Source organism: Turicibacter sp. St.80E1 (genome assembly GCF_059728495.1).
The window spans coordinates 919,533-934,263 of record NZ_AP039386.1 but is presented as its reverse complement, the minus strand read 5'-3'; the positions used below and the strand labels follow the sequence as shown (position 1 = coordinate 934,263).

General features: G+C 37.5%; 13 protein-coding genes. 2 read left to right on the top strand and 11 right to left on the bottom strand.

Annotated features, from left to right (window positions below; translation table 11 throughout):
• Nucleotides 1–63: 63 nt before the first annotated feature.
• The 3 genes from rplS to rimM all read right to left on the bottom strand — a co-directional run bounded on the left by rplS (nt 64) and on the right by rimM (nt 1,910).
• Nucleotides 64–414 (bottom strand): 50S ribosomal protein L19, encoded by a 351-nt coding sequence (gene rplS, locus AC6I0I_RS04630; RefSeq protein WP_161832200.1) that lies wholly within the window; start codon nt 412–414, stop codon nt 64–66.
• A gap of 249 nt (nt 415–663) precedes the next feature.
• The gene (gene trmD, locus AC6I0I_RS04625) at nt 664–1,404 is read right to left on the bottom strand and encodes a tRNA (guanosine(37)-N1)-methyltransferase TrmD (RefSeq protein WP_161832201.1); all 741 of its coding nucleotides are present in this window, start codon (nt 1,402–1,404) and stop codon (nt 664–666) included.
• Nucleotides 1,404–1,910 (bottom strand): ribosome maturation factor RimM, encoded by a 507-nt coding sequence (rimM, locus tag AC6I0I_RS04620; protein WP_161832202.1) that lies wholly within the window; start codon nt 1,908–1,910, stop codon nt 1,404–1,406. The genes trmD and rimM overlap by 1 nt, the downstream gene beginning before the upstream one ends.
• A gap of 307 nt (nt 1,911–2,217) precedes the next feature.
• Here rimM and AC6I0I_RS04615 point away from each other — a divergent pair, with 307 nt between their 5' ends.
• The gene (locus AC6I0I_RS04615) at nt 2,218–2,913 is read left to right on the top strand and encodes a CPBP family intramembrane glutamic endopeptidase (RefSeq protein WP_161832203.1); all 696 of its coding nucleotides are present in this window, start codon (nt 2,218–2,220) and stop codon (nt 2,911–2,913) included.
• Between the two features lie 51 nt (nt 2,914–2,964).
• On the opposite strand, the gene feoB is transcribed toward AC6I0I_RS04615, so the two are convergent.
• Together feoB and AC6I0I_RS04605 are read right to left on the bottom strand one after the other, a co-directional pair.
• Nucleotides 2,965–4,947, bottom strand: a complete 1,983-nt coding sequence (gene feoB, locus AC6I0I_RS04610) for a ferrous iron transport protein B (RefSeq protein ID WP_262953702.1) — start codon at nt 4,945–4,947, stop codon at nt 2,965–2,967.
• 26 nt (nt 4,948–4,973) lie between these two features.
• Nucleotides 4,974–5,201, bottom strand: coding sequence for a FeoA family protein (locus tag AC6I0I_RS04605; protein WP_161832205.1), 228 nt, complete (start codon nt 5,199–5,201; stop codon nt 4,974–4,976).
• A 164-nt stretch (nt 5,202–5,365) separates the two neighbouring features.
• Here AC6I0I_RS04605 and AC6I0I_RS04600 point away from each other — a divergent pair, with 164 nt between their 5' ends.
• Nucleotides 5,366–6,487 carry a nucleoside recognition domain-containing protein gene (locus tag AC6I0I_RS04600; RefSeq protein WP_161832206.1) on the top strand — a complete coding sequence of 374 codons (1,122 nt, stop codon included), beginning with the start codon at nt 5,366–5,368 and terminating at the stop codon, nt 6,485–6,487.
• A gap of 40 nt (nt 6,488–6,527) precedes the next feature.
• Here the strand turns inward: AC6I0I_RS04600 and coaD are convergent, their stop codons facing one another.
• The 6 genes from coaD to smc form a co-directional block, all read right to left on the bottom strand.
• Entirely contained in the window at nt 6,528–7,028 is a 501-nt protein-coding gene (gene coaD / locus AC6I0I_RS04595; protein ID WP_262950203.1) for a pantetheine-phosphate adenylyltransferase, read from the bottom strand.
• A gap of 23 nt (nt 7,029–7,051) precedes the next feature.
• On the bottom strand, nt 7,052–7,606 hold the full coding sequence (gene rsmD, locus AC6I0I_RS04590) for a 16S rRNA (guanine(966)-N(2))-methyltransferase RsmD (RefSeq protein WP_161832724.1): 555 nt from the start codon (nt 7,604–7,606) through the stop codon (nt 7,052–7,054).
• Nucleotides 7,607–7,842: 236 nt separating this feature from the next.
• Nucleotides 7,843–9,273, bottom strand: coding sequence for a signal recognition particle protein (gene ffh / locus AC6I0I_RS04585; protein ID WP_161832725.1), 1,431 nt, complete (start codon nt 9,271–9,273; stop codon nt 7,843–7,845).
• Nucleotides 9,274–9,402: 129 nt separating this feature from the next.
• Nucleotides 9,403–9,720 carry a putative DNA-binding protein gene (locus AC6I0I_RS04580; protein WP_161832726.1) on the bottom strand — a complete coding sequence of 106 codons (318 nt, stop codon included), beginning with the start codon at nt 9,718–9,720 and terminating at the stop codon, nt 9,403–9,405.
• Nucleotides 9,721–9,974: 254 nt separating this feature from the next.
• Complete coding sequence (gene ftsY, locus AC6I0I_RS04575; protein ID WP_338507286.1) at nt 9,975–11,003, bottom strand: signal recognition particle-docking protein FtsY; 1,029 nt, start codon at nt 11,001–11,003, stop codon at nt 9,975–9,977.
• Nucleotides 11,004–11,066: 63 nt separating this feature from the next.
• Nucleotides 11,067–14,642 carry a chromosome segregation protein SMC gene (gene smc, locus AC6I0I_RS04570; RefSeq protein WP_262953690.1) on the bottom strand — a complete coding sequence of 1,192 codons (3,576 nt, stop codon included), beginning with the start codon at nt 14,640–14,642 and terminating at the stop codon, nt 11,067–11,069.
• Between the last annotated feature and the right edge of the window lie 89 nt (nt 14,643–14,731).

Here is a 14,731-nt window from a genome sequence, read left to right as displayed (position 1 = left end):
CCCAAACCGGAGTTTTTTGGGCATCTTAGTTGCAATTGAGGTAAGTGTGTTAAAATTCTAAAATTATCGACGCTCTTTAATACGAGCTGCTTTCGCTGATAAGCTACGGATGTAGTTAAGTTTTGCACGACGAACTTTACCACGACGAGTAACTTCGATTTTTTCAATAATTGGTGTGTGTAATGGGAATGTACGTTCTACACCACATCCGAAAGAGATTTTACGAACTGTGAATGTTCCGCTAATTCCTTTACCATTTTGACGTTTTAATACTAAACCTTCGAATACCTGAACGCGCTCACGGTTACCCTCTTTAATACGAACGTGTACACGTACGTTATCTCCTGCGCGGAATTCTGGTAAATCTGTTTTTAAATATGATTGTGTTAATTCATTGATTAATTGTTGACTCATTAATCTCACGCTCCTTCATTACGCAAGTTCATTCAATTAGATCATCTAATTCAGCGGAACCTGGGGTAGTGCTCTTTGGCACGTTTGAAATCATACCATATTATTTTTACTAATTCAATGGATTTTGAGTGAATATTCGCAAAATTCTTCTTTTTTTGATTTCTAGCTCTTAAAATAAAGCTTTTTTTCCTTTTATTTAGTAACACATCTTAATTTTCCATTTATAAAATTCACAGATAAATCACAGATTTAATCATTTTTTAACGCTTTAAATTGATCAATGAGTTGTTTTTCTTTCTCCGTTAATGACCGAGATTCTAGTAAATCTGGACGGCGTTGATAAGTACGGTAAAGTGATTGTTCATGACGCCACTGTTCAATCCTTTTATGATTACCTGAAATTAGCACCTCTGGAACTACCATTCCCCGAAAGTCAACCGGACGAGTATACTGGGGAAATTCAAGTAATCCTGTTGAAAATGAATCATCTTCATGAGATTCTTGCTTTCCTAAAACATCAGGTAACAAACGAACAACGGCATCCGTCATCACCATGGCAGCAAGCTCCCCACCCGTTAATACGTAATCACCTAAAGATAATTCGTCCGTAACTAAATATTCACGAATTCGCTCATCGAATCCTTCATAATGTCCACAGATAAAAATGAGATGTTCCTCTTTAGATAACTCTTCTGCTTTCGATTGGGTGAATCGCTCGCCTTGAGGACACATCAATATAATCCGTGGCTTCGTCTCTCCAGCCTGACACACTGATTCAACTGCATCAAAGATTGGCTGGGCTGTCAATAGCATTCCAGCACCACCACCATAAGGATAATCGTCCACCTTTTTATGTTTATTTTCGGAAAATTCTCGAAAATTTACGGTGTTTAATTCAACAGCGCCACTCGCTTGTGCCCTTTTTAAAATGGAATCATTAAAAACCCCTGTAAACATTTCTGGAAATAAAGTTAAAACATCTATTTTCATTATAATAACCCTTCTAACACATTAATTGTTACTTTTTTTGACTCGATGTCTACTGATTTTACAACATCTTCAATGTAAGGAATCAGCGCATCTTTCTGACCTGGACGTTTCACAACCCAAACATCATTCGCTCCTGTTTCAAGAATTTCACTAATCTCTCCAATCACTTCATCATCCGTTGTCACTACTTGACACCCGATAATCTCGAAGTAATAAAATTCATTTTCATCGAGTTCGTCTAACTCGTCCGCCGAAACTAATAATGCACACCCTTTAAACTTTTCAACATCGTTGATGGAATTAAGATGTTTAAACTTTAACAAATCGGCCCCTTTATGAACACGATGAGTAGCCACTGTTACCTCAATATGATCGCCATTAAAATCAATCACTAATTGGCTTCCCTTCTTAAATCGATCTTCTTTAAAATCACTATTTGAAATAACTTTAACTTCCCCTTGAAGGGCATGTGTATTAACAATTTTGCCAACCTGTAAAAAATCCATAACCTAAACCTCCTATAATAAACAGGGCCTCTTATTTCAAAGTAAGCCTTTATATCTCTATTATAGCATATCGTCGATAAACTCATACAAAAACCTCCATAAACATTCAAATCCCACCTACCGTTGGACATTCTATCCCCAATCACCTTAAAATAAGCGCATGCTAAGGCGAATGAGGAGGGCTTGTCTTCAAAAATTTACAAAACCATAGAAAAATTCTTAAAAAGAGTGTCTCTTTTGCCATATTTTATTTCCTATTTGGATATGTTATAATATCCATAATTATCAAATTTATAGGAGGGATTTTATGAATTTACGTCTAACAAAATCAACTGTCTTAATTTTCACGTATATTTTTGCGATGTTTTTATTACCTTATTTATCTTGTCAACTACTTGCTAAGATTTGTACAAGCGAAATTGATATTCAGGTGTATGCCAATTTAATCTCTTACCTTGTCCTCGTGGTTGTTTCACTCTTATTCTTCGGATCAGAACTCTCTAAACAATTCAAACAAATTGTATCGGCTAAACACTTCATTAAACATATTTTTATCGGCTGGCTACTCTTATTTATTTCATCCTATATTGCGAGCTTCCTCATTATTTTCTTTACTCAATCGTCAGATTCTTCAAGCAATCAACAAGTCATCACGGATTTAATGGCATTTCATCCAATTTTAATGGGGGGAATGACCATTTTATGCGCCCCACTTGTTGAAGAGGTAGTTTTTCGATTAACTGTAATGAGAGGATTACTTAAATATCCTTGGATTGCGATTTTACTAAGTAGTTTCTTATTCGGACTCATTCACGTCATTAGTTCATTATTCATTGGTGATTTTGCAGATTGTATCTATATTATTCAATACATGGCTATGGGATGCGCTCTTGGGTATGTCTATTATCGTCATCAAAACATTTGGTATTCTATCGGTGTTCACGCTATTCAAAATACATTATCAACCGTTATGGTTATTCTTCTTTCACTTTTAACAGCATAAATACCACCACAAAAATGGGCCCCTCAAATTGAGGGGCCCATTTTATTAAATCTAATAGATAAACAATCCAAGCTGATAAACAATTAAACTCACAACATAGGCAACTATTAATCCGAAGGAAATCATTAACAGGGTTGTCTTAATTGACTTTGTTTCTTGATACATGACCCCTACGGTCGACAGACACGGAATATAAAGTAACGAAAAAACGAGGAAACTAAATGCCTGTAGTGGTGTAAATAAGTTTAAAATTCCTATTTCGGCCCCGCAGATAATCAACATAGACGAGGCGACTAATTCTTTGGCTAAAAATCCCACCACTAAACTACTCGTTGCCTGCCAGGTTCCAAATCCAAGTGGGATAAATAGAGGTGCTAAAAGGCCCCCTAGTATGGCCAAATAACTTTGATCACCCGCTACATGCAACCCTGAGGGTCCCATCTCTTGAAGCAACCATAATAACACAGAACCAAGTACAATAAATTTTCCCGCCGTATGCAGAAAATCATTTCCACGACTTAATGTTTGGCCCATTAAGTTTTTAAACTGTGGCGCACGGTAAGGCGGAACCTCTAAAATAAACTGACTTTGAGTTTTCTTAAAAATCGATACAGATAATAACTTAGCACTTAACAAGGCAACAATAATCCCCAATAAATAAAGCCCCATAATAATGAATGATTGTGATTTTTTAAAAAATAGGCCCACGAATAAAACGTAAACCGGTAACCGAGCCGAACATGACATAAATGGAATGACCATCATCGTCTTGATTCTTTCAAACTTATCAGGAATGGTTCGAGTTGCCATAATAGCGGGAACATTACATCCAAAACCAGTAATAAGTGGAACGATTGCTTTACCATTTAAACCGAATCCAGAAAAAATATAATCCATGACGATAGCAACCCGAGCCATGTATCCCGTCGCCTCCATAAGTGAGAGACAGAAAAATAAAATTAAAATTTGCGGAAGAAAGACAATGACTCCTCCTACCCCGGCTAAAACACCGTCAATTAAAGCCCCATAGATAAAGCCGTCTTCGGGAAGTCCTAGGGATAAAAGCATCGACGAGATAGTAGGTGTTACCCAATTCTCTAAAACAGCTGTAAATCCATCAGAAATTGGATTTCCGAGCCAATCAAACGTTAAAACATAAGTTACAAACATGAGAAATAAAAAAACAAACAAACCAAATACAGGATGTGTTAAATAGCGGTCGATAGGAGTCAATTTTACCTCATTCTCTACCTTAGCCCCGGGAATTGGTTTAATACAAGCCTGATAGACTTGATGAATCCATTCACGTCGTTTATTAAAAATTGCCCCCTTTAAAGAAAGAGCATCACCTGATTCAACAATTTGGCTCTCTGTTGTGCAAACAACCTGTTGAATCTTTTTCTTCTCTTCATCAGATAGAATGGAGTAAATTCCATCATTGCCCTCTAATGCTTGAATGGCAACCCAACGTTTATCCAACTGATTAACCGTCTGGGGAACTAATTCAATAATTTGGGTAATCGCCTTTTCAATGGTCAGTCCATAATATAGTCTAAACGGCTTTTTGACAGATAGGTGATCTAATCGATCCACGACCTGAGAAACTCCCTCACCTTTTCTGGCAGAAACTAAAACAAGTTCATTCGAAACATATTCATTAAATTTTTTTGTATCGAACGTTAATCCCTTTTTATTAAGAGCATCTATCATATTAAGTGTCATCATCATTGGCACATTTGCTTCAAGCAACTGAATCGTCAAATGTAAATTTCTCTTAAAGTGTGTCGTATCAATAATATTAATAAACCCATTATACGATTCATTTATAATAGCATACGTTACTACCCCTTCATCTTCACTACTCGGTGTCACGCTATAGGTTCCGGGTAAATCAATGAGCTCGGCCTTCTTGCCTTTAATGGATCCGACTAATTTATCAACCGTTACCCCGCTCCAATTTCCAACGTGAGCATTCGCCCCTGTTAGCGCATTAAATAATGTTGTTTTTCCAACATTAGGATTTCCAATCAACATAAAACGCAATCTTAAAACCTCCTCAATTATATCCTTTCAATCATAATTTTTGTGGCATCCTGTTTTCGGATACAAAAATCAACATCATCAATCGATATATAAAACAGTTGTCCAAAATTTAAAACACTTAATAGTGTCACCTCAGAGCCAATTGCAATCCCAACATCATATAAACGACGGCTAAAACTTTCAGATAACTCGTTAAATGATGTAATAATAGCACGGTCTCCCTTTTTTAATGTCGCTAACGTCATAGCCATTCCTCCTTTTTCGTCTTACATAACACCCGATAAGCCCCGAAAATTAGAGATTGTTTTCACAGTCAATCTCCCTTCTCCATGTTCGTGTCACCATCTGTCATCTAAAACAAGACATACTTTTAGTAGCTAATTAATACATTCATTATAGGTGATCAAAGATGAAAAATATCATGAAATCTGTTATTCTTCTTGCATTTCTTGCAATTCTTTTACTCCAACCAGCGCCCATAATTGCGGCGACTAAAACTGGTTTTTTAACATGGGCTGATAAGGTCATCCCATCGCTTTTCCCATTTTTTGTTTTAACACGCCTCATGGTGTACTACCAGGTTCCCCAACTCATTGGAAAACTATTAGCACCCCTTTTCAAGTACCTTCTTCATCTCTCGCCAATTACATTCTTTGTTATGTTAATGAGTATGATTAGCGGGAACCCATCCGGATCTAAAATGGCGCGGGATTATTACGACCAACGCCTCATCAGTGACCGTGAGATGGAAGGATTGATGTACTTTTGTAATTTTTCAAGTCCACTATTTATTTTAGGAACGGTCGGCGTGGTGCTTTATCAATCAACAACCATCGGATACCTTCTCCTTATCGCGCATCTCGTTGGATCATTAACCGTCTTTCTAGCATGCTATCCTTTATTACGTAATAAACATGCGCTAAGTCAGGTTAAAATCCAACTGCCTACCCAATCCTTCTCGTCCATTTTAATTGACTGTATTGAGGGAAGTTTACAAACTTTAATTCGTATCGGTGGAATTATTGTTTTCTTTTATATTATATCAGAGGCGCTGACAATCATCCACTTTACATCGTTCATCAGCACCCTTACTTCCCCCTTACTCACCTCAATCAATCTTTCATCTGCCGATCCACTGATTGCCGGAATTTTAGAGTTTACTCAAGGAGTCACAAAAGTTTCCCAATCTTCTGCCTCCTTACAAATTAAACTCATTCTAACTGCTTTCATTGTAGGATTTACAGGACTCTCTGTCCATACTCAAAGTTTTATGTTTGCTAAAAACTTAAAGATCCCTTATTTCAAATATCTTATGATGAGAATCCTCCATGGAACTACGAGTTCTATCATCATGGTTCTGTTGTCAAAAACCTATTTACTAGAAAACATCCATGTCTTCGCACCAATAGAACCATCCACTTATCCACTTCCTCATCCAACCATTTCAATCACACTTTTTCTTCTAGCCACACTCATCATTTTAAAGGTAGGACGTCTACTAAAACAAACATTCTTTACCTTTTCTAACTAACTGGCGTCCATTAAAAAAGCAGTCCGATAGGACTGCTTTTTTAATCTTTCTTTTTTAATTGTTGATACTTTTTTTCCAATTCCACTTGTACAAATGGGGGAACAAAACTTGACACATCCCCCCCAAATCTTGCAACTTCTTTCGTTGTCGATGAAGAGAGGAACATATTCTCCGCTTTTGTCATCAAAAAGACAGTTTCAATATCTGGTGCCAGTCGCTTATTCGTCGTCGCAATCTGAAACTCATACTCAAAATCTGTTACGGCACGTAACCCCCTTAAAATCGTTTTTGCCCCTACTTGTTTGGCAAAATCGACGATAAGTTGATCCGAGCATACCCTCACCTCTACACGTGGTAAATGAGCCGTTGCTTGCTTTAACAGAGCCACCCGCTCCTCAAGCGTAAATAATGTTTTTTTATTAATATTTTCTGCTACGGTGACATATAAATAGTCAAATAACTCGTAGCCCCTTTCAATCACATCTAAATGTCCATTAGTTACCGGATCGAAAGTTCCGGAATAAATTCCCACCTTATGCACGACCTCATTCCCCCACTTTCTCGCTATGATTCACGACGGTAAATAGTAATCGCCGTAATTCCGTAGACTTCTCGTTTACAAACTACAATATCTCCAACCGAATCATGAAGTTCATCCTCTTTCAGACACTCAGCCATAATAATTCCACCCGGACTTAATAATTCATGCTCATGAATAAATTCAATCAACTCATTAATTCGTTGTCCTTTATATGGAGGATCTAATAAAATAAGATCAAACTTTAATTCACGTTTGACTATAGCTTTTAACGCCTTAAAGGCATCATTTCGATAAATTTCAACTCGCTCATCTAATTTTAAATCTTTAATATTTTGCTTAATCGTCTGGATCGCTATATTTTCACGATCAACGAAAATAGCTCGTTCAATCCCACGACTTAATGACTCTATTCCAAGATTCCCACTTCCTCCAAAAAGATCTAGAGCAAGCCCTCCTTCAAAATACGGCCCTATAATATTAAAGATACTTTCCTTAACCTTATCTGTCGTCGGGCGTGTATTGGTCCCTTTAACAGCCTTGATACTGCGTCCTTTTAATGTACCAGCAACCACTCGCATCTTATCACTTCCTAATATTTTTGCTAATTTAATTGTATAAAAATTCTCGTTAATGTCAATATTATAATTGTAGCCAATCGGCTACTGTAAAATAATCCCCCCTATTCTTCTATCATACTTCTCCTCTCCCTTTCACATATGGTCAAAGTATGAATAATAAGCCGCCACTCCCCCTAGGCGGCTTATTTTTATTATATTGCTCAAAAAAAGATTGCCTGTCGGCAATCTTTTTTATATTAGAAACGGAAACCTCCACGTCCCTTTCCTTTTCCTTTTTTCCCTGAACCAGGTCCCATCATTCCAGAAAGCCCTGCTAACGGATTAGACCCACCACGTTGCATCGCTGCGGCCATACGTTCCATTTGGCGTGGATCCATATTTGAAAAACGTTTCATCATTTTACGCATATCCGTGAACTGTTTAATTAATCGGTTAACTTCCGCAAGATCACATCCACACCCTTTAGCAATACGATTTTTTCGACTGGCATTAATTAAATCTGGATTTTTTCGCTCCTGCTCTGTCATCGAATAAATAATAGCTTCAACACGGGCCATTTGTTTAGGATCAATATTAATATCTTTCAATTGATTTCCAACTCCGGGAATCATTTTTAAAATATCTTCAAATGCACCGAGTCGTTTCATTTGCTTCATTTGTTTTAAGAAATCATTAAAATCATACGTTGCATTCATCATCTTATCTGCAAGCTTCATGCTCTCTTCTTCATCAAAGTTTTCTTGAGCACGTTCAATTAACGTCATGACATCTCCCATTCCCAAAATACGAGAAGCCATCCGTTCTGGGTGGAATACTTCTAATGTATCTAGTTTTTCCCCCATCCCCATAAACTTAATCGGAACATTCGTCATTTTACGAATTGATAGAGCTGCCCCACCGCGTGTATCCCCATCTAACTTCGTTAAAATAACCCCTGTCAAATCTAACTGTTGATGGAAAGATTCAGCGACATTAACTGCATCTTGCCCGGTCATCGCATCGACAACTAAGAGGATTTCCTGAGGCTTCACTAAAGCCTTAATTTCTTTTAATTCATTCATTAATGATTCATCAATGTGCAAGCGTCCAGCCGTATCAATAATCACTAAATCGTGACCATTTTCTTTGGCATAAGCAATTGCTTCAGCTGCAATGTCAACTGGATTCATGGATGTTCCTTTTTCGAAAACAGGAATATTTAATTGTTTCCCAATAGTTTTTAACTGATCGACGGCGGCTGGTCGATAGACGTCACAAGCTACTAATAATGGATTCTTCTTATCCTTTTTACGCAAATAAGTTGATAATTTACCTGTGTGTGTTGTTTTCCCGGCACCTTGAAGACCAACCATCATAAAAACTGCTGGCTTAGATGTACCGAAATTTAAATACTCTGCTTCATCTCCCATTAATTTAGTTAACTCTTCATTAACGATTTTAATAACCTGTTGTCCTGGGGTTAAGCTTTTTAAAACTGTCTCCCCTATAGCCTTTTCTTTCACTTCTTTAATGAATTCACGTACTACTTTAATGTTAACATCCGCTTCAAGTAAGGCTAAACGCACCTCTCGCATCATGACATCAACGTCTTTTTCTGTTAATTTCCCTTTACGTGTCACGTTTTTTAACGCAGACTGTAAACGTTCTGATAATGTTTCAAATGCCATCAACTAAACCTCCTATATCCAACTGTATGAATCATCTATGATTTAAGCTACCGCTCATTCTATTTCGTCCGAAACATTTAAAATTTATTTTATTTCTTTTCTTAAAAGCAAGCGTGCCCTCTAACCAAATTAATCGAGCGCCTGTAACTCATCCATCCATTGTCTTAGTCGTTCATCGGTTAAATCGACTAAAATTTGTCCTATAATTTTTTCACGCGCCTCACGCTTACTTAGTAATTGTAATTTTTCCTCATACCCGTCAAGTAATTTTTCCGTACGTTTAATATTATCAAAGACGGCTGTGCGACTCACTTCAAATTGCTCCGCAATCTCACTTAATGATAAATCTTCCTGATAATATAATTCAAAATATAACTTTTGCTTCGCCGTCAACAATGCCTGATAGATATCGTATAATTCATTCATCCGATTAACCTTTTCTAGCACAGTTACACCCCCAGTCTATCTATCCAAAGTGATTCCGGCTCTTTTTCATACCCTCACCGAATACAATAAACCGAATACCTCATCAAACAGAAGGTCTTTTTCCCCTGTCATTTAAAAAGTCCTTAGCCCCGCTTCAACACGTGTATTATTTATACTATGATACAACGGAACGAAACGTTCCGTTGACCGATCAAAATGAAGTCGCATCAGACAGAAAAAATCAACCTTAATAAATGGATTTTCTTTTTATAAATTTATTGAGATTCTCGCTTATCAAATAAATCCGCAAACAATCCATAAATATACTGCTCAATATCAAATTGTACAAGGTCCTCAGGTTTTTCTCCAAGCCCAACGTATTTAATTGGAATTCCAATTTCGTTACGAATAGCCAGCACAATCCCACCTTTAGCTGTCCCATCTAATTTAGTTAAAACAATTCCAGAAACATCCGTAGCCTCTAAGAAAGCTTTCGCTTGGCTCATTCCATTTTGTCCTGTTGTAGCATCTACGACAAGTAATGTCTCGTGTGGGGCCCCTGGGACCTCTCTTTCAATGACACGTTTAATTTTTTCAAGTTCTTTCATTAAATTAACTTTATTTTGTAAGCGTCCCGCTGTATCGCATAATAAGACATCAACTTGGCGAGATTTTGCTTCTTTAATCGCGTCAAACATAACAGCAGATGGATCTGATCCTTCCTTAAGAGAAACAACGTCAACGTCTAAGCGATCTCCCCAAACTTGTAACTGTTCAATTGCTCCCGCACGGAATGTGTCTCCTGCAGCCAGTAAAACTGATTTTCCTTTTCCTTTTAACTGATGAGCAATTTTAGCGATTGACGTCGTTTTCCCAACTCCGTTTACTCCAACGAATAAGATAACCGTTAACCCCTCTTTATTCATTCTCAAATTAGAGTTAACAATTTCACCCTTTACATAAATTTCAAATAATTTATCTACCATTACTCGTTCAAGTTCTTCAGGTTTTGTTACGCCATACTCACGAACCGTATCTTTTAACTGATCGATAAAGTCCACCACCGTTGATACCCCAACATCGGCTAAAATAAAAATATCCTCTAATTCATCAAATAATTCATCATTCACATCTGAGTAGTTAGAAAAAACGGCCTGTAATTGTTTTAATAAACTTCCACGCGTTTTTTTCATTCCTTCTTTATAGTGTTTTTGTGCACGTAATTCTGTTTCAGATACTTCCTTATTTCCTAAAACGATCGATTTTAAGCGATCAAATAAACCCATGGAATTCACCTCAATCATTGTATTATCCTAATATAAATTACTACTTATTGTTACTCTACCATACTTTTTATCATCTGACCATCACTTTTCATCATCCATATAATCAGAGACATTTTCCATTCGAACTGAAACAAGTTTTGTTACCCCGCGCTCCTGCATCGTCACGCCGTATAAAACGTCCGCCTTTTCCATTGTCCCCTTACGGTGTGTAATCACAATAAATTGTGTTTCTTTACTAAAGGCCTTTAAGTAATTAGCATAACGCGCAACGTTTGCCTCATCAAGCGCCGCCTCTACCTCATCCAAAACGCAAAATGGTACCGTGCGAACACGTAAAATGGCAAATAATAAAGAAATTGATGTTAAGGCTTTTTGCCCACCCGATAATAAATTAGATGTTTTTAACTTTGTACCTGGTGGCTGAGCAATAATTTCAACCCCTGTATTTAATAAATCGTGAGGATCCGTTAAAACAAGATCAGCCGTTCCACCACCAAATAATTTTTTAAAGATTTCAATATAATGTTCACGGACCGCATCAAACGTTTCTTTAAACTTAACGGTCATCTCCTGGTCCATTTCATTAATCGTTTCCTCTAAGGTGGCCTTGGCTTCAATTAAATCATCACGTTGAGTCGTTAAAAATTCATATCGTTCCCTTACACGCTCGTACTCTTGAATTGCCCCAAGGTTAATTTCGCCAAGCGCGTTCATCTGATTTTTAATGGTACGAATTCGAGCCTTCATTTCATCAATTGACCCCTTTAATGGGTAGTTTTCATTCGCATGGTCGAAAGTCATTTGATATTCTTCTTCTAGTTTATGAATCAAGATATCCATCTCGACGTCAATTTTTCCAAGTGTGACGTCTAATTGTTTTAACGATTCAGACATTTGTTGTTGGACCTTATGGCTTTCTCTTACCTCGCGTTCAAGCAGTTCTAATTCTTGACTAACCTGAGTTAAATTCATTCTTTCTGATTGAATTTGGCTTAAAATCTCTTCGCGACTTCCCTGATTTTTAACAAGATCGGCCTCTAATTGGATAACCTCATCATCATTTCCACTGATCGCTTGCTCGCTTTCCTCAATTTTGTTCAGTAACTCTTGGAGTTGCTGCTCTACCTGTTGACGTTCATCACTCAATCGTTCAAAAGTTGATGTTTCATTATGCAATGCCGTCTCAAGTTTAGCCACTTCAACCTTTAATTCCGTCATCTGATGTAATAATTGAGATTTTAACTCCTCTTGTTGCTCAATCTGATACTCTAACGCCTCTAGAGTCGCCTTTTCTTCCTCAATACGATTTTCTAATTGTAGACGTTGCTCTGCTAATTCATTATTTTTTTGTACGGCTTGTTTCAATTCCGTCTCATACTCTACCCGCTCATCTTCAAGCATTTGTTCACGCTCTTGTTGGGATTTTTCTCGGTATTCAAAAGCTAACTTTTGTTGATTAACTTCTGCTAATTTATCTTTTAATCGTTCGCCCTCCGCCTGAACTTTTTGTAACTCTCGTTCCGTCTCTTTGACGGTTTCTTTCCATTGTTCTTGAAGTTGGCGCGATTGTTCCACTTCTCCTTCAAGCGTGGCTATTTGCTGTTTACACTCCTCAATCTCATTCTTTTGTCGTAATAAGGATGACCCTTGACGTTTGATGGCTCCTCCGGTCATGGCACCACCCGCATTAATCACATCTCCTTCTAATGTCACGATGCGATATCGATAATTTAACTGTTTAGCTAAATTTTTAGATGTATTCAAATCACGGGTAACAATAATACTCCCTAAAATATTTTCAATAATGTGACGATAACGCTCATCATACTCAACGAGCTCAGAAGCCACGCCAATGACATCGCGATGACCCTGGATTCGATTTCTAACATCACTCGGTAATACGCGTGGTTTGATCACATTTAACGGTAAAAATGTAGCACGCCCTGCATGATTTCTTTTTAAAAATTCAATCGCTCGCTTTGCATCATCATCCGTCGTTGTGACAATTTGCTGCATCACCGGACCTAACACAACATCCATCGCTAACTCTAATGATTTAGGAATCGTTACTAACTCAGCAACTGCCCCTTCAATCCCCTTAATCTGATTTTGTTCACGGGCCTTTAAAATCTTTTTTACCCCTTCGTTAAATCCAGAAAAATCCTTTTGCGCATCTTCTAGCCACTGCAATCGATTCGTTAATTTATCTAATTGATGCGTCAATTGCCGATGTCGGTTTGTCTCCATTTCCGACTGTTTCAACTTTTGTTGATATTCCTTATGTAACGTCTGATATTGATCACGCTTTTCCTTTAGCGTCGTTTCAAAATCACCATATTTTTTTATAAATGCCGATTGCTCTTCTTGTAAGGCTTCCCGTTCTATTCTTATTTTTTCCTCATCTTCAGCAAGACGTGTAATAATGTTTTCACTACGTGTAATTTGCTGACTAATCGTCTGGTATTGATTTTTAACACTTGATAGTTGATTCACATCTTTAAAATAAGACTCTCTTGTCGCCTCCAACTGACTCTTTAAGTTTTCTTCTAAATGCTGATATTCCTCGGATACCTTCGTTAATTGAGACTGGTGATGTTCAAGGGAGTCCCTTGTCTTTGAAACCCGAGTCTCAGCCTCGAAAACGTGTGAAATAGATTGGTCGAGACGCTCCTTTAACTGCGCCTGTTGCATAGCCAACTCTTCTTTATTAAAGGATGCGTTTTTATGTCGTTCTCTTAGCACATCCCGTTGTCCCTGGAGTCGTTGAATACTTTCCGATGTCTCAACTAACCGGGCTTGTAATTCTTCAAGTTGACCCTCTTTGTGCTGCTTTTGTTGTTTTAACTCATCGCGTCGGCGTTCATCCGTTAAGATTTTCGTCTGAATACTTACATGTTCAAATTCAACATTTTTTCGTTCTTTTTTCGCATGGGCTAATTGATCGTTTAAAGTTTTAATGTCGTAAGCTAGCACACTAATTTCAGAATCGCTACATTCTTGTTTAAGCAATAAATACTTTTGTGCCTGATCCGCTTGCTTTCGTAAAGGTTCCACCTGATCTTCAATTTCAAAAATAATGTCTTGCACGCGACTTAAATTATCACTCGTTGACTCCAACTTTCGTGTCGCCTCTTTTTTCCGCATCTTATACTTTAAAACACCCGCCGCCTCCTCAATAATCGTGCGGCGCTCTTCTACGCGTGCCTCAACAATAGCCTTGACTTTGTCCTGTGAAATAATAGATAACGAATCATGTCCGATTCCGGTATCCATTATCAAGTCAATCACATCTTTCAAACGTACTTTCTGCTTATTAATTAAATATTCCCCATCGCCTGTTCGATAAACCCGACGGGTAATACTAACTTCCTCATAATCAATAGGTAAGCTATGGCAACTATTATCAAGGACGAGCGTCACCTCTGCAAAGTTCAAAGGCTTTCTCGTTGAGGTTCCCGCAAAAATAATATCCTCCATTTTAGCACCGCGTAAACTTTTAGCTGATTGTTCACCTAAAACCCAGCGTATCGCATCAGAAATATTACTTTTCCCTGACCCATTCGGACCTACTACAGCCGTCACGCCCTTTTCAAATTCAACGACTGTTTTATCTGCAAAGGATTTAAAACCAATTGTTTCTATTCTTTTTAAATACATATGTTTCTTCCTTTATCTACATTATTAACTTTATTATTATACCGAATGTTTGTCGTAAAATAAAGGGACAAGACGAGGGTTAAGATACG

Bases quoted from the DNA above. Each gene is read 5' to 3' on its own strand.
- AC6I0I_RS04605 (WP_161832205.1), bottom strand. From the start codon at position 5,201: ATGACGTTAGCGACATTAAAAAAGGGAGACCGTGCTATTATTACATCA.
- feoB (WP_262953702.1), bottom strand. From the start codon at position 4,947: ATGTTGATTGGAAATCCTAATGTTGGAAAAACAACATTATTTAATGCG.
- AC6I0I_RS04615 (WP_161832203.1), top strand. From the start codon at position 2,218: ATGAATTTACGTCTAACAAAATCAACTGTCTTAATTTTCACGTATATT.
- ftsY (WP_338507286.1), bottom strand. From the start codon at position 11,003: ATGATTGAGGTGAATTCCATGGGTTTATTTGATCGCTTAAAATCGATC.
- ffh (WP_161832725.1), bottom strand. From the start codon at position 9,273: ATGGCATTTGAAACATTATCAGAACGTTTACAGTCTGCGTTAAAAAAC.
- smc (WP_262953690.1), bottom strand. From the start codon at position 14,642: ATGTATTTAAAAAGAATAGAAACAATTGGTTTTAAATCCTTTGCAGAT.
- rplS (WP_161832200.1), bottom strand. From the start codon at position 414: ATGAGTCAACAATTAATCAATGAATTAACACAATCATATTTAAAAACA.
- rsmD (WP_161832724.1), bottom strand. From the start codon at position 7,606: ATGCGAGTGGTTGCTGGTACATTAAAAGGACGCAGTATCAAGGCTGTT.
- AC6I0I_RS04600 (WP_161832206.1), top strand. From the start codon at position 5,366: ATGAAAAATATCATGAAATCTGTTATTCTTCTTGCATTTCTTGCAATT.
- rimM (WP_161832202.1), bottom strand. From the start codon at position 1,910: ATGGATTTTTTACAGGTTGGCAAAATTGTTAATACACATGCCCTTCAA.
- trmD (WP_161832201.1), bottom strand. From the start codon at position 1,404: ATGAAAATAGATGTTTTAACTTTATTTCCAGAAATGTTTACAGGGGTT.